The 25,799-nt window shown below is 37.2% G+C and carries 23 protein-coding genes; 17 read left to right on the top strand and 6 right to left on the bottom strand.

Going from position 1 to position 25,799, the window contains the following annotated elements; all coding sequences use genetic code 11:
- Nucleotides 1-20 precede the first annotated feature (20 nt).
- The gene (locus MMB69_RS14570) at nucleotides 21-353 is read right to left on the bottom strand and encodes a hypothetical protein (protein ID WP_013056747.1); all 333 of its coding nucleotides are present in this window, start codon (nucleotides 351-353) and stop codon (nucleotides 21-23) included.
- A gap of 199 nt (nucleotides 354-552) precedes the next feature.
- Between MMB69_RS14570 and MMB69_RS14565 the strand changes: the two genes are divergently transcribed.
- Both MMB69_RS14565 and MMB69_RS14560 read left to right on the top strand, forming a co-directional pair.
- Nucleotides 553-1,506: an NAD(P)/FAD-dependent oxidoreductase gene (locus tag MMB69_RS14565; protein ID WP_221782798.1), complete on the top strand. Its 954-nt coding sequence runs from the start codon at nucleotides 553-555 to the stop codon at nucleotides 1,504-1,506.
- A 19-nt stretch (nucleotides 1,507-1,525) separates the two neighbouring features.
- A complete protein-coding gene (locus tag MMB69_RS14560; RefSeq protein WP_221782800.1) occupies nucleotides 1,526-2,221 on the top strand; it encodes a YqjF family protein in 696 nt (231 codons plus the stop codon).
- Nucleotides 2,222-2,224: 3 nt separating this feature from the next.
- Here MMB69_RS14560 and msrA read toward each other — a convergent pair whose 3' ends face one another.
- Nucleotides 2,225-3,130: a peptide-methionine (S)-S-oxide reductase MsrA gene (msrA, locus tag MMB69_RS14555; RefSeq protein WP_221782802.1), complete on the bottom strand. Its 906-nt coding sequence runs from the start codon at nucleotides 3,128-3,130 to the stop codon at nucleotides 2,225-2,227.
- Nucleotides 3,131-3,455: 325 nt separating this feature from the next.
- Between msrA and nhaC the strand changes: the two genes are divergently transcribed.
- Nucleotides 3,456-4,862 (top strand): Na+/H+ antiporter NhaC, encoded by a 1,407-nt coding sequence (nhaC, locus tag MMB69_RS14550; RefSeq protein WP_221782804.1) that lies wholly within the window; start codon nucleotides 3,456-3,458, stop codon nucleotides 4,860-4,862.
- A 179-nt stretch (nucleotides 4,863-5,041) separates the two neighbouring features.
- Here nhaC and MMB69_RS14545 read toward each other — a convergent pair whose 3' ends face one another.
- On the bottom strand, nucleotides 5,042-5,695 hold the full coding sequence (locus tag MMB69_RS14545) for a GntR family transcriptional regulator (RefSeq protein ID WP_221782806.1): 654 nt from the start codon (nucleotides 5,693-5,695) through the stop codon (nucleotides 5,042-5,044).
- A gap of 363 nt (nucleotides 5,696-6,058) precedes the next feature.
- Between MMB69_RS14545 and MMB69_RS14540 the strand changes: the two genes are divergently transcribed.
- The 7 genes from MMB69_RS14540 (at nucleotide 6,059) to MMB69_RS14510 (ending at nucleotide 16,026) form a co-directional block, all read left to right on the top strand.
- Nucleotides 6,059-7,471: an amino acid permease gene (locus tag MMB69_RS14540; protein ID WP_025752074.1), complete on the top strand. Its 1,413-nt coding sequence runs from the start codon at nucleotides 6,059-6,061 to the stop codon at nucleotides 7,469-7,471.
- Between the two features lie 296 nt (nucleotides 7,472-7,767).
- The gene (locus MMB69_RS14535; RefSeq protein ID WP_209369018.1) at nucleotides 7,768-8,769 is read left to right on the top strand and encodes an acyltransferase family protein; all 1,002 of its coding nucleotides are present in this window, start codon (nucleotides 7,768-7,770) and stop codon (nucleotides 8,767-8,769) included.
- A 25-nt stretch (nucleotides 8,770-8,794) separates the two neighbouring features.
- Nucleotides 8,795-9,670, top strand: a complete 876-nt coding sequence (locus tag MMB69_RS14530) for a peptidylprolyl isomerase (protein ID WP_014460409.1) — start codon at nucleotides 8,795-8,797, stop codon at nucleotides 9,668-9,670.
- Between the two features lie 368 nt (nucleotides 9,671-10,038).
- Complete coding sequence (locus MMB69_RS14525; RefSeq protein WP_221782808.1) at nucleotides 10,039-10,713, top strand: response regulator transcription factor; 675 nt, start codon at nucleotides 10,039-10,041, stop codon at nucleotides 10,711-10,713.
- Nucleotides 10,703-12,130: a sensor histidine kinase gene (locus MMB69_RS14520; protein ID WP_013056757.1), complete on the top strand. Its 1,428-nt coding sequence runs from the start codon at nucleotides 10,703-10,705 to the stop codon at nucleotides 12,128-12,130. Before MMB69_RS14525 ends, MMB69_RS14520 begins: the two co-directional genes overlap by 11 nt.
- A gap of 513 nt (nucleotides 12,131-12,643) precedes the next feature.
- Nucleotides 12,644-14,008 (top strand): allantoinase, encoded by a 1,365-nt coding sequence (locus MMB69_RS14515; protein ID WP_221782810.1) that lies wholly within the window; start codon nucleotides 12,644-12,646, stop codon nucleotides 14,006-14,008.
- Between the two features lie 527 nt (nucleotides 14,009-14,535).
- Nucleotides 14,536-16,026: a peptide MFS transporter gene (locus MMB69_RS14510; protein WP_221782812.1), complete on the top strand. Its 1,491-nt coding sequence runs from the start codon at nucleotides 14,536-14,538 to the stop codon at nucleotides 16,024-16,026.
- Between the two features lie 26 nt (nucleotides 16,027-16,052).
- Here the strand turns inward: MMB69_RS14510 and MMB69_RS14505 are convergent, their stop codons facing one another.
- Entirely contained in the window at nucleotides 16,053-16,457 is a 405-nt protein-coding gene (locus tag MMB69_RS14505) for a hypothetical protein (protein WP_221782814.1), read from the bottom strand.
- Between the two features lie 496 nt (nucleotides 16,458-16,953).
- Here MMB69_RS14505 and MMB69_RS14500 point away from each other — a divergent pair, with 496 nt between their 5' ends.
- Both MMB69_RS14500 and MMB69_RS14495 read left to right on the top strand, forming a co-directional pair.
- The gene (locus MMB69_RS14500; RefSeq protein ID WP_269871336.1) at nucleotides 16,954-18,663 is read left to right on the top strand and encodes an NAD-dependent malic enzyme; all 1,710 of its coding nucleotides are present in this window, start codon (nucleotides 16,954-16,956) and stop codon (nucleotides 18,661-18,663) included.
- Between the two features lie 143 nt (nucleotides 18,664-18,806).
- Nucleotides 18,807-20,150: a 2-hydroxycarboxylate transporter family protein gene (locus tag MMB69_RS14495; protein WP_013082898.1), complete on the top strand. Its 1,344-nt coding sequence runs from the start codon at nucleotides 18,807-18,809 to the stop codon at nucleotides 20,148-20,150.
- 47 nt (nucleotides 20,151-20,197) lie between these two features.
- Here MMB69_RS14495 and MMB69_RS14490 read toward each other — a convergent pair whose 3' ends face one another.
- Nucleotides 20,198-21,019, bottom strand: a complete 822-nt coding sequence (locus MMB69_RS14490; RefSeq protein WP_221782818.1) for a Cof-type HAD-IIB family hydrolase — start codon at nucleotides 21,017-21,019, stop codon at nucleotides 20,198-20,200.
- A 398-nt stretch (nucleotides 21,020-21,417) separates the two neighbouring features.
- Nucleotides 21,418-22,443 carry an LLM class flavin-dependent oxidoreductase gene (locus MMB69_RS14485; protein ID WP_277447888.1) on the bottom strand — a complete coding sequence of 342 codons (1,026 nt, stop codon included), beginning with the start codon at nucleotides 22,441-22,443 and terminating at the stop codon, nucleotides 21,418-21,420.
- Between the two features lie 327 nt (nucleotides 22,444-22,770).
- Here MMB69_RS14485 and MMB69_RS14480 point away from each other — a divergent pair, with 327 nt between their 5' ends.
- The 5 genes from MMB69_RS14480 (at nucleotide 22,771) to MMB69_RS14460 (ending at nucleotide 25,793) form a co-directional block, all read left to right on the top strand.
- Nucleotides 22,771-23,301 carry a hypothetical protein gene (locus MMB69_RS14480; protein ID WP_221782821.1) on the top strand — a complete coding sequence of 177 codons (531 nt, stop codon included), beginning with the start codon at nucleotides 22,771-22,773 and terminating at the stop codon, nucleotides 23,299-23,301.
- Nucleotides 23,302-23,311: 10 nt separating this feature from the next.
- On the top strand, nucleotides 23,312-23,836 hold the full coding sequence (locus tag MMB69_RS14475; protein WP_269871334.1) for a GNAT family N-acetyltransferase: 525 nt from the start codon (nucleotides 23,312-23,314) through the stop codon (nucleotides 23,834-23,836).
- A 26-nt stretch (nucleotides 23,837-23,862) separates the two neighbouring features.
- Nucleotides 23,863-24,129, top strand: coding sequence for a glutaredoxin family protein (locus MMB69_RS14470; RefSeq protein WP_115653712.1), 267 nt, complete (start codon nucleotides 23,863-23,865; stop codon nucleotides 24,127-24,129).
- Nucleotides 24,130-24,198: 69 nt separating this feature from the next.
- The gene (locus MMB69_RS14465; protein WP_115653713.1) at nucleotides 24,199-25,020 is read left to right on the top strand and encodes an amino acid ABC transporter substrate-binding protein; all 822 of its coding nucleotides are present in this window, start codon (nucleotides 24,199-24,201) and stop codon (nucleotides 25,018-25,020) included.
- 74 nt (nucleotides 25,021-25,094) lie between these two features.
- Nucleotides 25,095-25,793 (top strand): amino acid ABC transporter permease, encoded by a 699-nt coding sequence (locus tag MMB69_RS14460; protein WP_013056769.1) that lies wholly within the window; start codon nucleotides 25,095-25,097, stop codon nucleotides 25,791-25,793.
- The last annotated feature ends 6 nt before the right edge of the window (nucleotides 25,794-25,799 follow it).

The following is a 25,799-nucleotide window of genomic DNA, read 5'->3' as shown; positions in this document are numbered from 1 at the left end:
TACGGCTGTTTTTCTATGTGTTATAAAGCTAAGAGTCTTCTCTTTTCAAAGTTTCCTCGTACTAACTTGAGATCCATTCCATCTAAAATCAAGTCAATGAGAGCGCCTTTAAAGACATCCGCTGTTTTTTTCTTATCATTGGACTGCAAATATTGCACCCGATACCACTTGTCTTCAACTTGAAAGTACATAAAACGTCCATGCGTAAAGTCAATCCAAAACTTTGTAGGTTGTCCATTGAGGTTTTTATAAACATATCCCCAGCTTCGGCCTTGGTGAGCGTCCTTCATTTTAGGGCGAGCTGTATTAAATACTTCGTAATATACTTTGTGCTTAATATCATAGAGCATCATATGACAGTCCTCCTATCTATAGACGTGCTAGCAGGTAAAGATATATTTGTATACAACAAGTATACTCAGCTGAAAGGAATCGTAGACTATTTTTTTGAGACAAGCAGAAACGCAGTTAAATGAAAAAGACAGTTTAAATTAGCTGAATCATTCCGCTTTTTTTATACTGTAAGTAAATGCGTTAAATAAGGAGGAAAAAATGAGACGAGTAGGAATAGTAGGTGCTGGAATGGCGGGCCTTACAGCAGCGGCTGAATTACAAAAAGAGGGAATAGAGGTCTTTCTTCTTGATAAGGGTAAAAGTGTAGGGGGACGAATGGCTACCCGAAGAGTAGGAGATGGAAAAGCAGATCACGGAGCTCAATTTTTTACAGTGAGATCCGATGAATTTCAACAAGACGTAAATAAATGGATAGCTGATAGAAAGGTTAAGAAGTGGTTTGGTGACCATCACCCTCGGTATCAAAGTATGAATGGGATGAATGCGCTAGCTAAATATTTAGCTGAAGATCTACGTGTATACGTGAATCGAAAAGTTCAAGCCATTGATTTTCAAAACGGAAGGTATCAGCTGTATACGGAAGAAAATGAGATTTTTGAAGCGACTGATATCATTCTTACACCTCCGTCTCCTCAGGTTATTGAGGTACTTAATAATAGTAAGCTGCAAGCGGACCAATCTATTCTTAAAACACTGAAATTTAGCCCCTGCTTGGTTGCTATCGTGGAGCTTTACACAGAGATGCTGTATAGTGATCATGGTCAAATCACGAATCCATCTAGCACAATCCAAAGAATCGTTAATCATGAGCAAAAAGGAATATCAAAGACGCCCGTTCTTAGCATATATATGAATAAAGACTGGTCAGAAAAACATTTTGATGAGCATGAACATGAGTTGCTGCGGGCGATAAAAAATGAAATAAAAGAATGGATAGGTGCAAATCATATTAAAAGCATTCAGTTAAAGAAATGGCGCTATGCAGAGGTTGAACAAGTTCTTCATCAGCCCTTTGCTAAAATTATGCCGTCGCTACTGGTGGCAGGAGATGCTTTTTTAAGAAAGGAAGACGAGACGAATCACTCACGGTTAGAGAGCGCATATTTGTCAGGCAAATCGGCAGCCGCTGAATTAATGGGAAAGAACATCTAGAAAAAGGAGGGATTAAGAAGTGAAAAATAATTGGATAATGAAACAAACGTGGAAAGATTTACTGTTTATTCATTGGCCTGTAAATCCGGCATTTTTGTCTTCTTTATTGCCTAGTCAGTTAGAGCCTGACACCTATGATGGTCAAGGATGGATTGCACTTGTGCCTTTTACGATGACAGACATTCGATTTAAAGGAACGCCCGCAGTTCCCATCTTTTCACGGCTATATGAGCTGAATGTGCGTACATATGTTACATATAAAGGGGAAAAAGGCGTTTATTTTTTTAGTTTAGACGCAAGCAATCCACTAGGAGTATGGATTGCTCGTCAGTTTTTTCACTTGCCTTATTACCACGCTGCTATGACATTCAACAAAACTCAGAACCATATTTCTTTTCAGTCAGTTCGAACGCACAGAGACTCAAAAAAAGAGCGAGTAAAGCTTACATATAGAGGTATTTCTCCGTCCTGTCGCAGTAGAAAAGGAGAATTAGCTCATTGGCTTACAGAGCGCTACTGCTTATTTACCACTCATCAAGGAAATGTCTACAGAGGAGACCTTTATCATGATCCTTGGGAGCTGCAAAAAGGGGAGTGTGAAATAAGAGATGATTCTATTACTCAGCCTTTTTTGCGTCCGGCGGACAATCGCGATTTAATTGTGCACTATGCGAATCAAGTCACGGCTTATTTTTATCCTTTTAAAAAAGTATAAGTATCAAAACAAAATTAAAAAGTCTTCATACCCTTCTTCTTTAAGCTTCTCTTTTGGAATGAAGCGCAAAGCCGCGGAATTTACTTGATAGTATTCGCTGTTTTCTTCTGTGAAAAGTAAACCCAGATAGTTATCTCCTTCTTTGCTTTTTAGTGCTGTTTCACGCTGCATCGGAACTTTTTTTATATTTCCGTATAAGATAGGGCGTTTGAAAACCGGCCACCCTGTATGGGAAGGGAGTTGATCTGACGTTTTAAACAGTGCTTCTCCAGTTAGAAGGTCAACGTAAATTCCTTGTTTTTTGTTATTCCAATATAAATTTGTAAAAGGGGGTTCGGTTCCGTTTTCCTGCGTAACAAAATATTGCATAGGCGTTAGGATCTTTTTAAGGTAAGAGCGGTCCTTGGGCCAATGCTGCGTCAGAAAATCAGTTCGCCCCGAGCCTTCTTTGTATAATTTATAGTGAAATGCATTTTTTCGATAATAATCCTGCTGCTGCTCTTCTGCTTCGTAAAAAGAAGAAAAAGGTAAAATAGGTGTGACGATAGGGTTCTTAAAACGTCCGCTTTGGGCGAGCTTTCTTTTAGAATCAAGAGCCGCTTCTTTTTGTTTTTCGTTATGATAAAAAATAATGGCTCGATACGACGGTCCGCGGTCTGAAAACTGTCCGGCGGAATCCGTAGGGTCAATTTGCTGCCAATACAGGTTAAGCAGTTCTTCAAACGTAATATGAGAAGGATCCCATACAATTTGTACTGCTTCTACGTATTCGCTTTCCTGTTTAGCTTCAGAAGTGATTTGTTCATCTTTAGCGTAGCCCGAGCGAATACTGCTGATTCCTAGAAGCTGATCAAAAGGAGCGACCATGCACCAAAAGCATCCTCCCGCAAATGTTGCATATTCTTTCACGTTACTTACCTCTTTTCATTGAATGAAATAAAAAATATATTTATGTATTAGAATGTATAAATAACCAGAAAGCGCTTTATAACTAGTCTTGTAAGAAAGCACGCTCTTGTGGTATTATGACCACTGGATAAAAGAAAAATGGCTTATTGTTTACACGAGTATCCTTATTTTATGTTCTTAAAAAGATGCAGTTTATTGTTTAAGCATTCAAAGAAGTACATACGTTCAAGCAGTAAGAGGAACAATTAAAGAATAGAATAAGGACGTTTTACTCTTAAACGATACCACATTCCAGAATCTACATACCAGTTTAGGAGGAGCTAGTTTGAACACAACCCGTTTACCATCTATGTGGGAAATAATGATTGTGCTTGCTTTATTTTTAGCAGTTGTTATTTCATTTGCAACTGTTTTTGATTTACCTATTCAGCTCGCTTTATTTATTTCATGGTTTATTGTTATGGCGCTAGGAGTACGACTTGGGTATACGTATAATCACCTGCAAGGGGCCATTACAAGAGGAATATCAAACGGTTTAGAAGCTATTTTAATTTTATTAGCCGTCGGTACGTTAATTGGAACATGGATTGCTGGAGGAGTTGTTCCTTCTCTTATTTATTTCGGATTAGAGTTTATTAATCCAACATTCTTTTTACTTGCTACACTTATCATTTGCTCTATTACTTCGATTTCAACAGGAACATCTTGGGGAACGGTTGGTACAGCCGGAATCGCGATGATGGGAATCGGACAAGGCTTAGGTATGCCGCTTCCTTTAGTAGCTGGAGCTGTGATTTCAGGAGCTTATTTTGGAGACAAGCTTTCTCCTCTTTCTGACAGTACCATTTTATCTGCGTCAATGGCTCGAGTGAATGTTATTGATCACGTAAAAGCAATGTTAGTGTTGGATATTCCTGCTTACCTCATTACGGCAGTACTATTTACGGTAACAGGGTTTATGTATGGAGGAAAAGATTTTGATGCTGGACGGGTAGAAGGATTAAAATCTTCGCTGTTGGATACATTCCATATCAGCGGGTGGATGCTGATTCCGGCTTTGGCTGTCATTGTCCTTTTAGCATTAAAGAAACCTTCTCTTCCAGCAATTGCGATTGGCTCATTATTAGGAATTATATGGGCAGTTGTCTTTCAACATATGGATGTGGCGAGCGCATTTAATACGGCTTATGAAGGATTTAAAATTAATACCGACAACACATTTTTAAGTGAGCTGTTAAATCGTGGCGGAATTTTAAGCATGGTCGGTTCCATTATTGTCATTATTTTTGGACTAGGCTTTGGCGGGTTATTAGATGAGCTCGGAGTCTTAGAAGTCCTGCTATCTAAATTCGAAAAAATTCTTGTCAATTCAGGAAACGTTACGGCTTCTACTATTTTCGTTGGGTTATTAGGGAATATATTTGGTTGTGCAATGTATGTTTCATTAATTTTAACACCGAAAATTATGGAGAAAAGTTATGACAAGTTAAAAATACAGCGTCTAGTGCTTGCCCGTAACTCAGAAGTAGGGGGAACCTTAACTTCAGGGATGGTTCCGTGGACGGACAACGGTGTATTTCTAGCTACAACGCTTGGGATTTCTACATTCGCTTATCTGCCGTTTATGTGGCTAAGCTTTGTCTCTATTATTTTGGCGATTATTTACGGATATACGGGAAAATTCATTTGGTACGTAACCAAAGAAAAACAGCGTTCTTCTATAGCAAAATAAAAGAGGCTGAGACAACAGTATGTTAGTTGAAAGAAGATCCGAACGATGAATTGAGATTCTTGATGGAGAATCAACTTCGTTCGGATTTTTTTATTGGTATGATAAACGCAGGTTTCATGTATTTCGTTGCTTCTAGCTGTTGATTGGATTGATTTAGTTATGTCTTAATCTCTTTTTGATCAAATCATTTCTGGATATTCGATTTTCCAGTGGACATTTTGAAGGTAAAGCTGAACATCCGCCTTTTTTTTCTGCTTCAGAAGTTTCAGAATATGGCGGTGATGTTCATTCATCACATGTAAAATGGCGTATAGCTCTTTATTGTCATTGCTAAAGTACGTTTGTCTGATGAATCCGTCTTGTAAAGATATAAGCTGTTCTTTTAAGGTCACATTACCGCATCGGTTCAAATATACTCGATGAAAATACGTTTGATATTTTTGATAATCCTGATAATTTTCTAATTCAATTGAAACATCGATTTTTTTAATAAGCTCATCCATCTTCGTAAAATCTTCTTCAGTTAAGTGATCAATCGACAGGGCAGCTGCAAGACCATCTAAAGCACCGACGATTTCAAATACTTCTAGTTTTTTTGGTGTATCAATTTCCTTTACAGTAAACCCTCTGCGCGGTCTGTATTCTAATAGGTTGTCTGAAGCCAATTTAATAAGCGCTTCTCTCACAGGCGTTCGGCTGACATTCAGCTGAGAACAAATACTGGCTTCATTTATTTTGTCGTTAGGCAGCAGTGTACCGTCTTGAATTTGACTTGCTATGTAGTTATATACATGATCTTTTAATGAATGATAAATCATAGGCCCCTTGTTCATTGTTTCCCCCCAAAATAAATATCGCATCAGCCGTTCTTTCTCTTCATGTTATGGTGATGAAAAAGTATAAAAATAGCGTGAAAGAACGTACAGGTGTAAAAGTAATCATATCATATCACTTCATTTAATCTTAGTTAGAATATAAAAAATAGAATTATTGAAATATTTTTTACTATTCATTGTTGTAAAAAATCTGAAAAATGATATAATCGTAAAAAGATTTAAGAAGTGTATATTGTATACAATATACAAAATTCGTACATATCGAAGAAATAGAGCCTACTCCTGCAGAGAAAAGACTATAGAGAATATGTAAAAAAACCAAGTTTTTGGATGGGTTTACTATAAAAAAGGAGGTACATAATGGGTGAGAATACAACATCTATGAATCAGTTACAAAGAAAAATGAAAAGCCGTCATTTATTTATGATTTCTCTTGGCGGTGTTATCGGTACGGGGTTGTTTCTTAATTCAGGCTACACAATTAATGCAGCAGGTCCTGGAGGAACACTCCTTGCTTATTTAATCGGTGGATTAATTATGTATTTAGTCATGATATGTCTAGGGGAACTAAGCGTAGCAATGCCTGTGTCAGGATCATTTCAAGTATACGCTACAAAGTTTATCGGGCCGGGAACTGGTTTTGCGGTTGGCTGGCTTTACTGGCTGACTTGGGTAGTATCTGTCGGGTCAGAGTTTACAGCGTCTGGATTGCTTATGCAAAGATGGTTTCCTGACGTTTCGGTTTGGATATGGAGCGCGCTGTTTGCTCTTTTATTATTTGGTTTAAATGCAACATCTGTACGTTTTTTCGGCGAAACAGAATTTTGGTTCTCAAGTATTAAAGTATTAACGATTATTGTATTTATTATTTTAGGCGCAGCAGCGATGTTTGGATTCATTCCTCTTAGCGGTCATGAAAAAGCGCCGATGCTTTCTCATTTTACAGGAGAGGGCGGTTTATTTCCAAATGGACTTATGCCTGTATTAATTACGATGGTTTCTGTTAGCTTTGCTTTTTCGGGAACAGAATTAATTGGTATTACAGCGGGGGAAACAGAGGATCCGGAAAAGAACATACCTCGCGCAATTAAAAATATCATTTGGCGTACGTTCTTCTTTTTTATTGGCGCCATGTTTGTACTATCTGGGTTGATTTCATGGAAACAAGCAGGAGTATTAGAAAGTCCTTTTGTGACGGTATTCGATCAAATAGGTATTCCTTACGCAGCAGATATCATGAACTTGGTTATTTTAACAGCTTTATTATCAAACGCTAATGCAGGACTATACGCATGTTCGAGAATGCTATGGTCATTATCTGATCAAAAAATGGTCAGCACTTGGTTAGGGAAAGTAACGTCTAAAGGAGTTCCATTTAATTCGTTGCTTATCAGCATGGGAGTGGCATGCCTGTCCTTGCTGTCAAGCGTAGTTGCACCAACAACTGTTTACTTAGTATTAGTTTCTATTTCTGGATTTGCGGTTGTAGCTGTATGGATGGCTATTGCGGCTTCTCACTTTATGTTCAGAAGACGCTATATTAAAGAAGGGAATGATGTATCGAAGCTTGTTTACAAAGCTCCTTTATATCCTATTGTACCTATTTTAGCGTTTGTTTTATGCTTTGCTGCTTGTGTAGGACTGGCTTTTGATGAGAGTCAGCGTATCGCATTATACTGCGGTATCCCCTTTGTCCTTTTTTGTTACTTGTTTTATTATTTGAAAAATAAAAAAGGAAATAGAAAAAACGAAAGTCAGCCTATAGCAAAATAAAAAGCAGAAGACCTAGGTCTTCTGCTTTTTTTGCATACAAAAACACCCTATCCATCCGTACTGGTTAAGTGTCCCGCAACAAGCGAAATTGAATTGGATAGGGTGCGTATCTATATAGTAGAGAAAGAGGAGCCATTTGTCAAACTTATTTAGCCGCGCCTTGTTTAAAAATAGAAGTAAGCAAGGTTTTCACTGTTTTTTCATTTTCACTATGTATAGTAAGGAATGTAAAGAAAAGATATTCGCAGCAGCACGTCGTACAGATCCGTAGAACGCGAAAGAAAGGAGGAGATCAAATGGCTAAGCGGGATGCGTATTTTGATAACGTAAAATTTATCTTAATTGTATTAGTAGTGTTTGGCCATTTGTTAACTCCCTTCATCAATGATAAACAGTGGCTACGAACGCTCTACATATTTATTTACACCTTTCATATGCCAGCGTTTATTTTAATAAGCGGCTATTTTGCAAAGGGATATCGAAAAAAAGGATATATGTGGAAGGTGGCGAAGAAAGTATTACTTCCTTATATTATTTTTCAGCTTATCTATGCGGTATACGACTATAAACTGTATGATGAATCCACATTCGAAGTTTCAGTGTTTCAGCCGGCTTGGTCGCTATGGTTTTTATTGAGTTTATTTTGTTGGAACGCCATGTTGTTCATTTTTACAAAAATCAAATATCCATTAGCCGTTGCGGCAGTTTTAGGAATTATGATTGGCTTATGTGAACCGCTGGAAACAACGTTAAGCCTTTCTAGAACCTTTGTGTTCTTTCCCTTCTTCTTAGCAGGATTTTATATGAAAAAAGAACATTTTAAAAAGTTGACGTCTGTTTCTTGCAAAAAAGTAGCTGGAGGCACTTTGCTGATTATTGCTCTATGGATCCAGTATATAGCACCGGACTTTGAGAAAGAGTGGTTATTTGGTTCAAAATCTTATGCCTCTTTAGGTGTAAATCAATTAGAGGGAATGACCATTCGTATGCTATTTTATAGCATCAGCTTAGCAATGACGATTTCCTTTCTAGCTTTGATCCCTACACAAACGATGTCTTTTACATCTCGAGGTGCTCAAACCTTTTATGTATATCTGCTACATGGGTTTCTGATTAAATATATCCGCCTATCTTCTTTTGGAGATTGGATAGAAAGTGTACAAGGATACAGTATTCTTCTAATTGGAGCTTGTGGAGTGGCGTGGTTGTTGTCGAGTAAATACGTATCTACTATTGCAAGACCTTTAATTGAGCTTAAACCGTTACCAAGGCGCAAAAGTTTAAGTTTAGGTAAGTAATGAGAAATGGAAAAGGAGTTTAACGATGTCTAAAAACAAAATAATTATGATTATTGCAGCCGTTGTGATTATTGCTGCAGTAGCTATTGGTGCCGTAGCAATGAATAAATCAAAGGTGGTTGCTACCGTTGGTGATGAAAAAATCACAAAAGATCAGCTGTACGATGCTCTTCTTGCTCAAGGAGGATCAAGCGTCCTTGATTCACTAATTGAACAAAAAGTCATTTCAAAAGAAGCAGCTAAACAAAATATTAAAGTAACCGATAAAGAAATTAATGCTGAATTAGAAAACCTTAAAAGTCAGTATGGGGGAGAAGATGCACTAAATCAAGCATTAGCATCTAGCGGTGTAAAATTGTCAGAGCTGAAAAAAGATTTAAAGACGAATATTGAAGCAAAAAAAATGGTCGAGTCGACTATTAGTATTAAAGATAGTGAAATGAAATCGTACTTTAATCAAAATAAAGATTCACTAGCTACAGAAGCACAAGTGAAAGCTAGCCACATCTTAGTAGCAGACGAAAAAACAGCAAAAGAAGTAAAGGCAAAGCTTGATAAAGGAGAAGATTTTGCTAAGCTAGCAAAAGAATATTCAACAGATACAGCTTCTAAATCAGATGGCGGAAACCTTGGATACTTCAAAAAAGGCGATATGGTCGAAGCATTTGCCAACAAAGCATTTTCAATGAAGGTAAATGAAGTAAGTGATCCTGTTAAAACAGAATACGGTTATCACATTATTAAAGTAACAGGCAAAAAAGAAGCGCAAAAAGCAACATATGAAAATAGCAAAGCAAAAATCAAGCAAACGCTGCTTGATCAAAAATACCAAACAGAGTATCCAACATGGTTACAAAAGCTAAAGAAAAAGTATGATATTACAAACAAACTTGATTCATAAATAATACCTTAACGAAATGAGGGGATGGATATGAAACAAACAGCGTCTTATAGTAAATTAGAAAAAATCGTCGAACAATTGAAGCACAGAGGTGTACGAGCTGAAATATGCCGGCGTGTTGTAAAGGTGACAGAAACTGTTAATGGATCAAATCCTTCATATTCAAATCAAATCGTTAGGCATTCATAAAGAGTACAAAAGATGCAAACTAGTAGACGGAAGTTTGCTCCCTTACTAAATACAGATAGGAAAAAGTAAAATAAGAAGAGATCAGTAGAGGCAGCTTGTTTCTGCTGATTCTTTTTGTATAATAAAGTAAACAAAAGGATGCAGCGACATGTATCGGATGAAGGAAGGAGTTACGCGGAATGAACGTATTGCTAGCAGAAGATGATTTGCAGCTAGGTGAATTAGTTAGTTATATGCTAAAGAAAAAAGGAGGCTATAACGTCGAATGGGTGACGGAAGGGAATGATGCATATGATTATGCATCTGAAGCGCATTATGATGTGTTGATTCTTGACTGGATGATGCCAAACGGAGACGGAATTGATGTATGTAAACGTCTAAGAAAAGAAGGATACGCGGGAGCTATTCTTATGTTAACAGCAAAAGATGCGGTTCAAGATCGTATACAAGGCTTAGATGCGGGAGCGGATGATTACGTTATTAAGCCATTTGAAATTGACGAGCTGCTTGCAAGGCTTCGCGCTTTGTCTCGTCGTAATTATGCACCAATTTTAGAAGAAGAAGTAGAGATTGCCAGCATGTTATTAAAAAGAGCAAGTCAAACCGTGCAGTTTGACGAGGAGTTTATTCAATTAAGTCCTCGTGAATTTCAACTGCTAGATTTTTTAGTGAAAAACAAAGGACAAGTTCTTTCTCGAGATATTATTTTAGACCGGGTATGGGGATATGAATCAGATGTTTCTATTAAAACGATTGATGCGACGGTTAAACTTTTGCGGAAAAAACTAGAGAAATTCAACAAACAGGATCTTATTCAAAGCATTCGCGGAGTAGGCTACAAAATTGAAAGCTAAACTCCTTACAAGAGCTAAACAGAAAGTAAAACAAAAAGTAAAGCAAGATTTATTCAGCCAGACGCAAAATCGTTTAACATTCCGATATAGCGCATTACTGATGCTGTTTCTGCTATTATTCGTGTTTATTGTTTATGCATTGGTGTATGTGGTTGTATCCAACAGTCAGCAGCAAAACTTAAATAGCATGCTAAAGCAAGAGTCTCGAATTGTCCAAAGCATCTTAATTAAACAAGCGATAAACAGCTCGAATCAGCAGTCAAAAGAAGAGTACAAAAACATTGTCGTAGCCGGTGAAGATCAGTTTTTTTATTATGTAATCAGCCCTGAAGGGGACCTTATTATGGGAAACGAAGCGAGCGAGCGGCTTCGCTCTAACTTACTAGATTTAATTGATGGGTGGATCCCTATTGAAAATGAAGTGAGGAAAGAACGAATAAAAGCCCCGCGTCCTAGTTTCGAACACATTGAAGGAGTAAAAGGGCAAAACGGGGAAGGCAAAATAGATATTGATTTGATGATGGCGGGTGAACCTATTTTTTATAAAGGTCAATTTTTAGGGATGCTTTATATTGGAAAAGACGTTTCATTTCTTTATCAGCTGTTAAAATGGCTCCTTATTATTATGTTAAGCCTTACCGTACTGTTTGTAGGAGTAGCCATTTATATCAGCCGCTTAATGTCAAAACGGGCTATGGTCCCAATTGAAACAGCTTTTCAAAAGCAAAAAGAGTTTGTGGCTGATGCATCCCACGAGTTAAGAACGCCGCTTAGCGTTATGCTTTCTTCTATCAATGCTTTAGAAATGCAGGAGGAAGTAACAGAAGATCCTTTTTCTAAAAAATTAATCAATAATATGAAAGCTGAAGTGAAGCGCATGACGAGTCTCGTCAGTGATTTGCTTACGCTTGCACGCTCAGACTCTAATAAAGTAGAAAAAGCAATGATGCCCTTTGATATTACAGATGCGGTACAAAAGGTAATGGAATCTGTTGAAACTCTAGCGATTTCCAAACATATTGATTTGCAGCTGGATACGCCGGAAAAATTAGTGGTAACTGGAGATCAAGAGCGTCTAACTCAGCTGATTTACATTTTGTTAGATAATGCGATTAAATATACGACTCCTCATGGAAGTGTAAACATTCAAGTGGTTCAGCATGGGAGTGAATGTATATTAAAAGTACGTGATACGGGCGTTGGGATCCATCCAGATGAAAAGGATCGGATTTTTGACCGCTTTTATCGTGCTGACAAATCGCGTTCCCGTCAAATGGGAGGTCATGGACTAGGCCTAGCAATCGCTAAATGGATCGTAGAAACACATAAAGGAAAAATTGATGTAGAAAGTGAACAGGAAAAAGGCAGTACATTTACAGTAAGATTGCCCATGTCACAAAAAGTGAAAAAGAGTTAAAAGAGGCTGTGACAAAAGGGTTTTAGTCGAAGGGAAATCCGAACAAGTTTGATTCTTGATGAGAAATCAAACTCGTTCGGATTTTTTATGGTTAGGATTTCACGTATGTAGTTGCTTCTAGCTGTTGATTGGTGGGTAAGGAGAAGACTTCTGCGGGAAAAGCGAAATAGGTGAGACCCAGCAGAAAGGAAAGGCTCGCACGGAAATCAACAGCAAGGTCAAAAGAATCTATACTAGCTCCTTTATCCAATTTGTTCGTCCATTGATTTAGTTATGTCTCAATCTCTTTTTAGTTAGTGAAAGTGACCAAATGAAAAAGAAAACTTTAGACAAAATGGCGAGTGTAAAAATCAGATAATTCAGTTATATTTACTAGCGTAATAACCAGTCTATGTGTCAGGTTTCTTTACAAGGATAAAGACTTTTTAAAGGAAACAATGCATGATAGAACAATAGCAGACTGCTTCGTTTAATAAGAAGATGGAGTAGTTAAATAAAGGGGAGTTTGATAACATGTACGATTTAATTATTCGGGATGGTTCGGTCGTATTAGAAGACGAAATAGTAAAAGCGGACATAGGTATTAAAAAAGGAAAGATTGCAGAAATAGCGCAAGGTGTTAGCATACCAGCAAAAAAATACGTAGATGCTAAAGGCAAATATGTTCTGCCTGGAATGATTGATATTCATGTGCATTTTGATGAACCGAGCCGAGATCATTGGGAAGGGTTTGACTACGGTTCAGCATCTATGGCCGCAGGAGGCTGCACTACATACTTTGATATGCCTTTAAACGGCGTCCCTCCGACCGTAACAGAAGCAGCGCTGCGGGAAAAGAAAAAGCTGGCTGATCAAAAGTCGGTAGTGGACTACGGTTTATGGGGAGGGTTGGTTCCTGGTAATAAAGAAGAATTAGCCAAAATGGCTCATTCGGGTGTAATAGGTTTTAAAGCATTTATGTCAGAAGCCGGTTCTGAATTTGATTTTTCAGATGACCTCACATTATACGAAGGAATGAAAGAGATTGCAAAACTAAATAAAGTGCTTGCCCTGCATGCTGAAAGAAATGACTTAATACAACAGCTTGAACAGGCTAAACAGAAGCAAAAACAAACGGCTATTAAAGATTATTTAGAAACGCGACCGGTTGTAGCAGAAGTAAACGCAGTAAAGCAAGCACTTGAGTACGGTGAAGAAACGGGATGTCCGCTTCACTTTGTACACATTAGTAGCTATGAAGCAGTGCAGCTTATTACGGAAGCAAAGAAGAATGGAATGAACGTTACGCTGGAAACTTGTCCGCATTATTTACTTTTTACAGAGGAAGACTTTGAAGAAATTGGCGTAACGGCTAAGTGTGCACCTCCTCTTCGCAGCAGGAGTCAAAAAGAAAAATTATGGGCTTGTATTCAATCAGAGGAAGTAGATATGATTTCTTCGGATCATTCTCCTTGCCCGATTGAGTTAAAAACAGCTCATCAGAATGATTTATTTAAAGTGTGGGGTGGAATATCAGGCGGTCAGTACTCTTTGCAAGCAATGATTAGTGAAGGAGCGATCACTAGAGGGATTTCTCTTTCTCACATTTCAAAGCTTGTATCAACCAATCCAGCTAAACGATTCGGCTTATATCCTAAAAAAGGAAGCATTTTGCTCGGATCCGATGCGGATTTGGTTATCGTTGATCTGGATCAAACTGAAAAAGTGACAAAAGAAGGAATGGTTTTCAAACATAAGCACAGTATATATGAAGGAACGGTATTTAATAGCGTTATTTTAACTACCATTAATAGAGGAACGATTGTATACACTAAAGAAGAAGGTGTGTTTCCTCTTCACAAAGGACAAATGGTAAATGGTGAATACGTAAAATTGTAGGCACAGTAAAAAAGAGATGAAAAATAAACCTTTTATCTCTTTTTTTACATAAAAAAATGAGGATGACTTATATTAAAAGTATTACATAGGTGAAAAAAGAGTATCTACTATAACAAAAGAGACATTTTTAAAGAAGGTTTTATTATTTTAAAAAAGTATATTTTTGATTGAGGGAAGCATAATTTAAAAAGAATAAAGCTTCTTTTTAAATATAAAGAAAAATTTCCCAAAAAGAAAAATATTATCTGGTTGTATGAAAAGTAGATAATCAGATGCTTTGTAATCAAGGGTTTTGTATAAAAAATTTTTCAAAAAGATATTTCAAGAAAAGAAATCTTGATTTAAAGCTTTTTATAGGTGCAATTTTATAACGAAAAACCGTATATTATGCACTCATTGTAAAATTCTGATATTGACAGAATCATTTTATAAGAATAAAATTTTCTTGTTTCTATTTTTTTATATCATCATAATTTTTTGACAGTTTTGTCTATGATGGTTTACGGTTGAAAGAGAGGTTAAGGAATATGTCGGTAGAGAGAGAAAAAGTGTATGAAACAGTTCCTCAAAAAGGATTCTTCGGACATCCTAAAGGTTTATTTACCTTGTTCTTTACAGAATTCTGGGAGCGTTTTTCATACTATGGAATGCGTGCGCTACTTGTATTGTACATGTACGATACAATTGCAAACGGTGGATTAGGAATGGAACAAGGAACCGCTTTAGCGATCTTTTCTATTTATGGTTCCCTTGTTTATATGTCTGGAATTATTGGCGGTTGGATTGCAGACCGCATTTTAGGTACGTCTAATACGGTGTTTTACGGCGGTATATTTATTATGCTCGGACATCTAGTGCTTGCGTTGCCAGCAGGTGTAACAGCGCTGTTTATTTCAATGTTCTTGATTATCATCGGAACAGGTTTATTAAAACCAAACGTTTCAAGCGTTGTGGGCGATATGTATAGCCCGACTGATAACCGTCGAGATGCTGGGTTTAGTATCTTCTATATGGGTGTAAATGCTGGAGCATTTATTGCGCCGCTAGTTGTTTCAACAGTAGGTGAAAAGTATAACTACCATTTAGGTTTTGGAATCGCGGCAGTAGGAATGCTTTTAGGTCTAATCGTATTTATGGCTACACGAGGCAAAAACCTAGGTCGTGCAGGTAGACAAGTTCCAAACCCTTTAAAACCAGAAGAACGCAAAAAAGTTTTTGGTACCATTGCACTTGTTGTAGTTGTACTGGCAATCTTTATTGTACTGACTTCTTTAGCGGGTATTTTAACTGTTGAAGGTGTTATTTTATTTGTAAGTATTTTAGCGATAGTTATTCCTATTATTTACTTTGTTGTTATGTATAAGAGCCCCAAGACAACAGCTGATGAGCGTTCACGCGTATTAGCGTACATTCCTCTTTTTGTCTCTGGAGTAATGTTCTGGGCGATTCAAGAGCAGGGGTCAACAATTTTAGCAACGTATGCAAAAGATCATACGCAGCTAACGTATGGTGGTTTTAAAATTCCAGTTGGCTGGTTCCAATCTTTAAATCCGCTATTCATTATTATATTTGCGCCAGTTTTTGCAGCGATCTGGGTAAAATTGGGAAACAGACAACCTTCTACACCAAAGAAGTTTTCATTAGGACTTTTATTTGCAGGGCTTTCTTTCCTTGTTATGGTTATCCCGGCTAGCATTCATGGAAATGAAACGTTAGCGAGCCCGCTATGGCTAGTGCTAAGCTTCTTCTTAGTTGTAGTTGGAGAGCTTTGTTTATCACCAGTAGGGCTATCAACTACAACAAAACTAGCACCTGCAGCGTTTTCTGCTCAGACAATGAGTTTATGGTTCCTAACAAGCGCAGCGGCGCAGGCAATCAATGCTCAGCTTGTTCAATATTATGAAAACATTTCGCAAGTTGTTTATTTCGCTGCATTGGGCGGAGTTTCGGTCATTTTAGGTGTAATTGTACTAATGATTTCGCCAAAAATTCAGCGTTTAATGAAAGGTGTTCAATAAAAAAACCGTCCTTAAGGGCGGTTTTTTTATGATTTATTTGAAAAGATATTCATGAAGGAGGCGTATGTCTGATCGTCTTCACCTTCGTAAAACGCAAGATTTAAAAGTCTGTTCAGTTTGTTTGTTGATTTTTCAGTTTCTGCAATAATTTGATGCATATGAGCAATCTTAGACATGGATCCGTTGCCATGCGCATTTTTGATTTGATTTAATGTTAAATGAAGTGATAAGACCTCTCGGCGAAGAGCTTGTCTTAATTCAGAGGAAGCCGGAATAAAAAAGCGTTTATAAAAATAACTCGCTTCTTCAAAAACCAATTCTCCATTTTCTAGCTCTTTAGCCGCAATTTCTTTAATTTCTTGATCGTCTAATCGACTGGACGCCTCTTCGATAAGAAATCCAAAAATAATAGCTGTATCTGGTTTTAGCATGCAATAACCTCCATTATTATAAAAAAGAACTATGTAGTTTATATGTATAGAGAGAAGAGAAAGAATATTCATAGTAATTTACTAATCAGCATAGACAAAAAAATAAAAATTATTCTTTTAAAGGTAAACTGAAATTATTTTAAAATAAATTTTTTATAATTAAACATTTTTCCCATATTAAAGAACTGTTTTAACTCTCAAAAAGAAATAACCATTGTAAATAAGGTTCTTAATACCTATATAAAAAGAAAATTAATAAAAGATATTAAATTCAGAAATTTCTACCTCTTTATAACTAAAAAATTGCTCTACTAAAATAGTTGACAGCAGAAATAGATAGGCATAAAATATACTATTGTCAAATGAATTAGCATGCTATTCATAAAAAGTTAACGGACATTTGAATAATATGTAATATCCATATAAGATGTTAATTACTTAAATCTAACCAACTTGTATGCTTGTCATACAAGTCTACAGAAAGGAAGATAGTCGTATGCGCAACGTATTTTTTGCAGATAATGAAACAATCGAAACGACTTTACGCGGGAAAGAAATTTTAGGAGCTCCAATGTTAAACAAAGGGGTAGCTTTTACAAAAGAAGAGCGCAAAACGTTAGGATTAGAAGGTTTACTTCCTCCAATGACTTTAACTTTAGATGAGCAAGCAAAACGTGCATATGAGCAATTTTTAGCTCAGCCAGATAACCTTGGTAAGAATGTATATTTAAACGATTTACAAAACCGTAATGCTGTATTATTTTATCGTTTATTGCAAGATCACTTAAAAGAAATGCTTCCTGTTGTTTATACACCAACAGTTGGACAAGCAATCCAAGAGTACAGCCACGAATATCGCCGTCCGGGTGGCGTATACTTATCAATCGATAATGTAGAGGGCATTGAAGAAGCTCTTAAAAATATCGATGCAAATAGTGAAGACATTGATTTAATGGTTATTACAGATTCAGAAAGTATTTTAGGAATTGGCGACTGGGGCGTTGGCGGTATTAATATTGCTATCGGTAAATTAGCCGTATACACAGCTGCAGCAGGAATCGACCCAAGCAGAGTACTTCCAGTTGTTCTTGATGTAGGAACAAACAACGAAAAATTATTAAATGATCCTTTATATATCGGAAACCGTCACGAACGTATCCGCGGTGAGCGCTATGATCATTTCGTAGATCAATTCATTTCAAAATCTCTTGAAATATTCCCTAATGCACTGTTACACTGGGAAGATTTCGGTAATGTAAATGCTCGTAACATTATTAACAAGTATGGAAAAGAAATTCTAACGTTTAATGATGATATCCAAGGAACAGGTGCTGTAACGCTTGCCGCTATTTTCTCAGCAGTTCAAGTGTCTAAAATGCCACTTCGTGACCACCGCGTTTTAATCTTTGGACCGGGTACAGCAGGTATCGGTATTGCAGACCAAGTTCGTGACGCAATGGTATTAGACGGTATTACAGAAGAAGAAGCATACAAAAACTTCTGGGCAGTTGATTTCCGAGGCCTTTTAACAGATGACATGGACGACTTATTAGGTTTCCAAACGCCTTATGCACGAAAAGCAGAAGAAGTGAAGGACTGGAACCGTGAAGAAGACAAAATTTCTCTTTTGGAAGTTGTCAGACAAGTTAAGCCAACAATCTTAATTGGTACGTCTGGTGTAGCAGGCGCATTCTCAGAAGAAATCGTAAAAGAAATGGCGAAGCATGTAGAACGCCCAGCTATTTTACCGATGTCAAATCCAACTCCGCTTGCGGAAGCTACTCCTGAAAACTTATTAAATTGGACAGAAGGAAAAGCACTTGTAGCAACTGGCAGTCCATTTGAACCAGTTAAATACGATGGTGTAGAATATGAAATTGGTCAATCTAATAATGCTTTTGTTTTCCCAGGTCTTGGTCTTGGATCAATCGTGGTAAAAGCAGAAGTTATTACAGACAGTATGTTCGCAGCATGTGCACACGCTGTAGCTGAGATGGTAGACAGCAGCAAACCAGGTGCTTCATTACTACCGCGCGTAGAAGAATTACGTGAAGTATCATATAACGTTGCTTTAGCAGTTGCTAACGCAGCAATTAAAGATGGCGTTGCAAAAGAAGTTCCAACAGATGTTAAAGCGGCAGTAAAAGCAGCAATGTGGGAACCAACATACAAAGAAATTAAAGCTTTAGAAACAGTAAATGCTTAATTTTTAGATAGAAAAAGCACAGCTTCTGAAAAAAGAAGCTGTGCTTTTTTTAGTTACAAAAAGAATTCTTAAGTTACATAACGTATATAGTTTTTTGGAATTTGTGTATGATTCTCTATATTAGAACCACAGGGGGTTATGAGATGAATACAGCACGTAAATTGGAAACGTTTACTCAAGATTCACAGCCTGAAAATAAGGGTTTTTGGAACCGAATCAACAATATTAAAGTAGGAGTTATTCCTCTGCCGCTATACGTTTTACTTGCATTAATTGTATATGGTGCGGCCGTTTACAACGAGCTTCCTCCAGATATGATTGGCGGATTTGCGATTATTATGGTAATGGGAATGCTGCTTGGTGATTTAGGATTAAAAATTCCGATTTTAAAAGATATTGGCGGACCAGCTATTTTATCACTGCTTGTACCTTCCGTATTAGTTTTTTATAATGTTTTAAATCCCGCATCTATGGAAGCGGTAACAACTTTGATGAAGACATCAAACTTTTTATATCTTTATATTTCTTGTTTAGTAGCCGGAAGTATTCTTGGTATGAACCGCAAAGTTTTAATTCAAGGCTTTACACGTATGTTCGTACCGCTTGTATTAGGTACGCTAGCCGCTGTAGCTGCAGGCGTAGCTGTTGGGATGTTATTTGGCTACGGAGCAAAACATACATTTTTCTATATTGTTGTACCAATTATTGGAGGAGGGATTGGTGAAGGTATTTTACCGCTTTCACTTGCTTATTCTCAAATTTTAGGTAGTTCAGCAGAATCTTTTGTGTCGCAAATGATTCCAGCTGCTGTTATCGGAAACATCGTTGCTATCGTATGTGCTGGCTTAATGAAACGTCTAGGAGAGAAAAAGCCAGAATTAACAGGTAATGGAGTTCTTGTGAAGACAAAAGGCGGAGATGGCATCTCAGAAGATACAAATATCAAGAAACCAGTAGATTTTTCGTTAATGGGCGCAGGTCTTTTAATTGCATGTAGTTTCTTTATTTTCGGAGGCTTAGCACATAAGTTTTTAGGAATTCCAGGTCCAGTTTTAATGATCGTAGCGGCAACGCTAGTCAAATGTTTACAAGTAATGCCTGCTAAAATGGAGCAAGGTGCTTATCATATGTACAAATTCATTTCTACGAGCTTAACATGGCCGTTAATGGTAGGGCTAGGAATTTTGTATATTCCTCTTGAAGATGTAGTGAAAATTGTTACACCAGGTTATGTAGTCGTATGTGCTGCAGTTGTTATTGCTATGGTAGCAACGGGTTATTTTGTAGGTAAAATGATGAAAATGCACCCTGTAGATGCTGCTATTGTAACCGGCTGTCACAGCGGTTTAGGAGGTACGGGAGACGTAGCGATTTTATCAGCTTCCAACCGTATGTCACTTATGCCATTTGCTCAAGTAGCAACAAGACTTGGAGGCGCTTCCACTGTTATTTTAGCGACGCTTCTTATGAAACTGTTAGGAGTATAAAATCAAAACAAAAAAGCAGCTCGGTTCGTACGAGCTGCTTTTTTGTCTTATGAAATGCTAACAGGTTTTAAGATAAATTCTTCCACAACTTTTGCCACACCGTCATTCATGTTTGTATCTGTTACGTGGTTGGCTTTTTCTTTAATATCTTCAGGAGCATTTCCCATTGCTACGCCAAGGCCAGCAAATTCAATCATGGCAAGATCATTATAACTGTCGCCAATGGCAATCACTTCATCGCGTGTAATGCCAAGCTGTTGAATTAATAAGTGGAGACTTGTCCCTTTTGTGACGCCTTCTTCTGTAAATTCAAGGAAGTATGGTTTAGAGCGCATTACGCTTAGCTCTCCTTGAAGCTGCTTTTGAAGTTTCTTTTCAACGTGAACCAGCATTTCCGGTTCTGCAAGCATGAGTACTTTTACAACAGGTTCTGTAACGGCATCAGTAAAAGATGAAACAACACGGATCGGCAGACCTGTAATGTCACTTTCAATATCCGTAAATTTATTTTCTACTTCGGTTATAATTTCATTTCCCACGTACGTATGAATTAAAACGCCTTCTTCGCGGCTAATATCGTCGAGACGTGCAACGGTTCTCGGCGATAATGTGCTGCTAAATAGCTCTTCATTTGTTAGGCAATTAATGATTTTTGCCCCATTAAACGATAAAATAAAGCTTCCGTACTTTTCTAATTCTAGCTCTTTCGCAATGTGAACCATTCCGTAAGTTGGTCGTCCGGAAGCAAGTACAACTTTCACTCCCGATTCTTGCGCCTTCATTAATGCTTCTTTTGTGCGCGGAGAAATAGTGTGATCATCGCATAACAGTGTATCATCCAAATCTAAAACAATCATTTTGTAAGGCATATTTTTAAATTCCCTTCTTCTACTAGACTCATATCTTCATATGGTACTATAAAAAAACGTTTGATTCAATTTAATGATTTTTTGAAAAAATGAGAGGTATGTGTATACTTTGTTTGAACTCCTCGGAAGTAGATAAAACAAAGAAATTGAGGCATAACTAAATCACTCGAATCTACAGACGAACAAATGGGATAAATGATCTAGTATGGATGACTTGTTACACCGCTGGTGATTTCCGTGCAAGACTTCGCTTTGCCCTCCAATCACCAGCCAGAAGCAACTAAACACATGAAAGGTACGTTCTTCTTATCAATAAAAAAAACGCACTAATAATCGGTAATTTTGATTATTAGTGCGTTTTTTACTTCTACTAAAATACTTTTGTCTCAGCTTCTGGATTAGTAAGCAGCTAAAGTGTGATTAGTTTTCTGAGCATCTCCTTCATTGAATGCTTCTTTTAAGAGCGTGTAAGATCGCTTTTTTTGTTCGAAATTTTGAATAGCAGTAAGTATGATAAATTCATCAATAGAAAATTCCCGTTTCAACGCTTGGAGCTTTTGACGAACGGTTTCTTTTGTACCGTATATGACGTTTGCTTCTTTTTCTTCAATTCGATAGCTTTCTTTGGACTGCTGACCAAATTCTTCTGCTTTTTCTTTGGAGCCTAATGTAGCGGACTTCCCATTTTGTAAATGTACTTTAAATATTTTTGTGCTGGATGCTAATGCTTTTGCTTCTTCTACGGTATCCGCTACGATGACGGAAAGCGCAACGACAAGCGAGCGTGCATGGGATGAAACGTGCTGATTATAGACAGAAATCGCTTCTTCCAGTACTTTTTGATCACCATTAATGAATTGAGCAAATACATAAGGAAGGTTTAGAGATGCCGCAAGCTCTGCGCTTGAAGCACTTGCTCCCAGTAAAAACATATCTGCTGCTTTTTGGGGCCTTGGATAGGCTTTTAAACCGTAAAGAGGGTGATCTTCCGGCAGCGTATCGTTTAGGTATTGTTTAAGTTCTATCAGTTTGTCTGTTAAGGACTTAGTGGGCTGAGAGTTTTGTTGCAAGGCTTGAGTAGAATGAGGTAGTCCTCCTGGTGCTCTGCCGATTCCAAGATCGATGCGATTTGGAGATAATGAGGCTAAAACGTTAAAATTTTCTGCTACTTTATAAGGGCTGTAGTGCTGAAGCATAACACCTCCTGAACCAATACGAATATGATGCGTTTTAGCGAGCAGGTGAGAAGTTAACACTTCGGGTGATGATCCTACAACATGTTCAGAGTCATGATGCTCCGCTACCCAAAAACGATGGTAACCAAGTTCTTCTGCTAGCTGAGCTAATTGAATGGTATGCTGAAATGCATCTTCAGCACGTTCACCTTCATAACGTGGGCTTTGATCTAAAATACTTAATTTCACTGAAAACACTCCTTAAAGTTGATAAAAAAGGTAAGAATAATTGGGATTAATTTTAGCAAAGGATTTTCCAGATGAAAAGAGTTTTTTGAAAGAAAAATATTTTTTGAAAAATAAGTTGACTTTGCCATTTTGAGGCTATATAGTTGAATCATCAAACAGAAAAGCCGATAAAACAACTTGGATAAATAAGAATTGAGTGAGTATGTTTCAAAGACACTTCATTTTATTCTCCGGTTTTATCAAAGAAACAGTTAAAGCTGATTGGTCTACCAAAGGCTCCTGAGGAAACTCCAGGAGCCTTTTTGCTGTAAAAAGGAGGGGAAAAAAGTGAGCGATGTATGTATTTTATATAACGGAAGCTCCCATAATTATCAACAAATAGCCTCAGTGAAAGATGAGCTAGAAGCTTGCTTAACCTCAAAAGGAGTGCACGCAGAAGCTATCTCGTATCATGATGTACACGCTTTAACGGAGGAAGCTCAGAAAGAAGTAAAGGTATTCATTTCAAAAGTGAACCAAGCTAAAAGTATTGTCGTTCTGTTATCGGGAGTAAATGAAACATACGTAGAATCTTTTGAACGGCTAACAAAAATATTGCCGGAAGATTTATTGTATAAAAAAATACTTCTGCCAATTCTTATTGGTGAAAATGTGAATTCTTTACTAAAAGCTAAGTATGATTTAAAACTTTTAGCGTCTTTTTTAGGTAGACCTTACTGGCTCAGCAGTCTTTTTCTGCTGCATGAATACGTGTCTTTTGCAGGCATCAACAATATGAATGCCAAAAGTCGTTTAAAGGAAGCGGTGGATGAGCTGATTTACAAAGGGAATCTATCTCTTCAAACATTTATAAAATGAGGTGAAGAAAATGAGTGAATTATTTCGATTAGCAACCGTAGAAGATGCTGAAGAACTGTTGAATTTAACGCTTCGAGCATACGAGCCGATTCGAAAGCTAGGAATTAAATTTCCTGCCGCGACGGCAACGATTCAACTTGTAAAAGAAAACATTCAAAACAGCCGCTGCTACATTATGGAAATTAACGGAAAAATAGTAGCTACAATTACAGCAAGAACGTATAAAGAAATAACGAACTGGCCTTTCTTATGGTGGTTTGCGGTAGATCCTTTGGTTAAAAAGAAAGGAGTAGGTTCTAAACTCTTAACGTGGGTTGAAGAAACGGTTATTCGAGATCAACTGGGGGCTCCTGCTGTTACATTAGCTACTTCTGATCGACATCCATGGTTGATTCCTATGTATGAAAGAAAAGGGTATGAACGCTTTTTTGAAGTCGATCAAGGAGAAGAAGGAAAAGGCGTATTCTTAAGAAAGATCTTGCATCCCGAAAGATATGAGTTAGAAAAACACAAGGAGTTACAACAAGCTAATTAATAATTTAAAAGAAAAGAGGAGAAACCATGTCAGTAAAAATTTTATTATGGAATCGAAAAGGTTGTCATCATTGCGAAGAACTAAAAGCATATTTTCATGAAAAAGGCTATCAATATGAAAGTATCGATGTAGAAGGAAAAGATTATTTGCGAGATTTACTTGAAATTAAATACGGTATTCGTCATGTACCGGTCGTTGAAATTGGAGATAAGGGGCAGTTTAAAGGAGTTATTGAAAAAGATTATGAACAAATAGAAAAGTTGATTGAAGACTATTCACCAATCGTTAAATAGCTGCAACATCCATTTTATTCATTCGTTAAAACAATAAATTATTTTGAGACATAGTGAGGGACCAAACACATGAAAAAACTACAGCTGACAGCTATCTTTTTATCACTTCTTTTATTATTAGCCGCTTGCGGAACACCCAATAAAGAAACAGCAGCTAACGCAAGCAAAGATAAAGTGCAAAAAATTATTGTAGGAACGGGTACGCAATTTCCCAACATTTGCTTTCTTGACGATAAAGGAAATCTAACGGGGTATGACGTAGAGCTTGTTAAAGAAATAGACAAACGTCTTCCAAACTATAAGTTTGAATTCAAAACCATGGATTTTTCTAATTTACTTTTGAGCTTGGAATCCAACAAAATTGATTTAGTAGCCCATCAGATGGAAGTGAATGAAGAAAGAAAACAAAAGTTCCTGTTTAATAAAGAACCTTATAATATCTTTCCGCTACATGTAGTTGTAAATGAAAAAAATACGTCAATTAAATCAATCAAAGATTTGAGCGGTAAAAAGGTAATTGTAGGAGCAACGAGTAACTCTGCTAACTTAATCGATAAGTATAACAAAGAACATGGAAATAAAATTGATATCGTTTATTCAGGTCAAGGATCTGATGATACAAAAACGCAGCTAAAAACAGGACGTGCGGACGCTACAATTAGTACGCCGTTTGCAGTTGACTTTGTTAATAAGCAAGCGGACGCAGAGCAAAAAGTTGTAGGACCTGCTATTTCAAATTCAAAAGTATATTTTATGCTTCGAAAAAATGAAACAGGTTTACAAAAAGATGTTGATAAAGCGCTAAAAGAAATAAAAGAAGACGGAACATTGACAAAATTAAGTAAAAAATGGCTAGGAGAAGATTATACAAAAGCAGCTGGAAATAACTAAAGCACTTACTGTGACCCAAGCCTTGAACTTGGGTCCTTTCGCTACCTGTAGAGGGAAAAAAAGGAGAGAAAAAGATGGGAAAAGCATTTGATATAGAGCTGATTTTCACCTCTATTCCTCAATTATTATCTTATTTGCATATTACAATTTGGATTTTGATTGCTTCACTTGTGATTGGCAGTACTTTGGGATTGTTTATTGCCCTGCCTCGTATTTATAAAGTACCGGTGTTAAGTCAAATAGCAGCAGTTTATATTTCTTTTATGAGGGGAACGCCTATTTTAATTCAATTATTTTTAGTTTTTTACGGGATACCTGCCCTTTTACAATTGATTCATATTGACGTTTCAAGAATGGCTCCGCTCGTATTTGTTATTATCACGTATTCACTGAGCACGGCGGCGTCTTTTTCTGAAATGATGCGCGGTGCCATTAATAGTGTAGATAAAGGGCAAACTGAAGCAGCTTATAGTATAGGAATGACCGGAAAACAAACGTTCACTCGAATTGTGCTGCCGCAAGCTCTCGTTGTAGCCTTTCCTAACTTTGGAAATCTTGTGATTGGGTCCTTAAAAGATACGTCTTTAGCCTTTACCATTGGTGTGATGGATATGATGGGAAGAGGAGATACCATTATCGCTGCAACGGCTCATGCAGTGGAGGTATATATCGCACTTGCCATTATTTATTATTTTGTGGCGATTATATTAGAGAAATTTTTTGTGAAATCAGAACAGAAGCTGCAAAAACATGATCAGCCTGTTCATGTATAAAACGAG

This window comes from Priestia sp. P5 (assembly GCF_029522155.1).
Taxonomy (GTDB): domain Bacteria; phylum Bacillota; class Bacilli; order Bacillales; family Bacillaceae_H; genus Priestia; species Priestia megaterium_E.
Note: the sequence above shows the minus strand (reverse complement) of the source record. Positions and strands in the feature narration are given on the sequence as shown.

What these genes read in the sequence shown, in the direction of transcription:
- MMB69_RS14505 (WP_221782814.1), bottom strand. Translation starts at nt 16,457, where the DNA reads ATGCTAAAACCAGATACAGCTATTATTTTTGGATTTCTTATCGAAGAG.
- MMB69_RS14535 (WP_209369018.1), top strand. Translation starts at nt 7,768, where the DNA reads ATGGCTAAGCGGGATGCGTATTTTGATAACGTAAAATTTATCTTAATT.
- MMB69_RS14525 (WP_221782808.1), top strand. Translation starts at nt 10,039, where the DNA reads ATGAACGTATTGCTAGCAGAAGATGATTTGCAGCTAGGTGAATTAGTT.
- MMB69_RS14460 (WP_013056769.1), top strand. Translation starts at nt 25,095, where the DNA reads ATGGGAAAAGCATTTGATATAGAGCTGATTTTCACCTCTATTCCTCAA.
- MMB69_RS14465 (WP_115653713.1), top strand. Translation starts at nt 24,199, where the DNA reads ATGAAAAAACTACAGCTGACAGCTATCTTTTTATCACTTCTTTTATTA.
- MMB69_RS14530 (WP_014460409.1), top strand. Translation starts at nt 8,795, where the DNA reads ATGTCTAAAAACAAAATAATTATGATTATTGCAGCCGTTGTGATTATT.
- MMB69_RS14500 (WP_269871336.1), top strand. Translation starts at nt 16,954, where the DNA reads ATGCGCAACGTATTTTTTGCAGATAATGAAACAATCGAAACGACTTTA.
- MMB69_RS14515 (WP_221782810.1), top strand. Translation starts at nt 12,644, where the DNA reads ATGTACGATTTAATTATTCGGGATGGTTCGGTCGTATTAGAAGACGAA.
- MMB69_RS14510 (WP_221782812.1), top strand. Translation starts at nt 14,536, where the DNA reads ATGTCGGTAGAGAGAGAAAAAGTGTATGAAACAGTTCCTCAAAAAGGA.
- MMB69_RS14470 (WP_115653712.1), top strand. Translation starts at nt 23,863, where the DNA reads ATGTCAGTAAAAATTTTATTATGGAATCGAAAAGGTTGTCATCATTGC.
- MMB69_RS14490 (WP_221782818.1), bottom strand. Translation starts at nt 21,019, where the DNA reads ATGCCTTACAAAATGATTGTTTTAGATTTGGATGATACACTGTTATGC.
- MMB69_RS14495 (WP_013082898.1), top strand. Translation starts at nt 18,807, where the DNA reads ATGAATACAGCACGTAAATTGGAAACGTTTACTCAAGATTCACAGCCT.
- MMB69_RS14570 (WP_013056747.1), bottom strand. Translation starts at nt 353, where the DNA reads ATGATGCTCTATGATATTAAGCACAAAGTATATTACGAAGTATTTAAT.
- MMB69_RS14540 (WP_025752074.1), top strand. Translation starts at nt 6,059, where the DNA reads ATGGGTGAGAATACAACATCTATGAATCAGTTACAAAGAAAAATGAAA.
- MMB69_RS14475 (WP_269871334.1), top strand. Translation starts at nt 23,312, where the DNA reads ATGAGTGAATTATTTCGATTAGCAACCGTAGAAGATGCTGAAGAACTG.
- MMB69_RS14565 (WP_221782798.1), top strand. Translation starts at nt 553, where the DNA reads ATGAGACGAGTAGGAATAGTAGGTGCTGGAATGGCGGGCCTTACAGCA.
- MMB69_RS14545 (WP_221782806.1), bottom strand. Translation starts at nt 5,695, where the DNA reads ATGAACAAGGGGCCTATGATTTATCATTCATTAAAAGATCATGTATAT.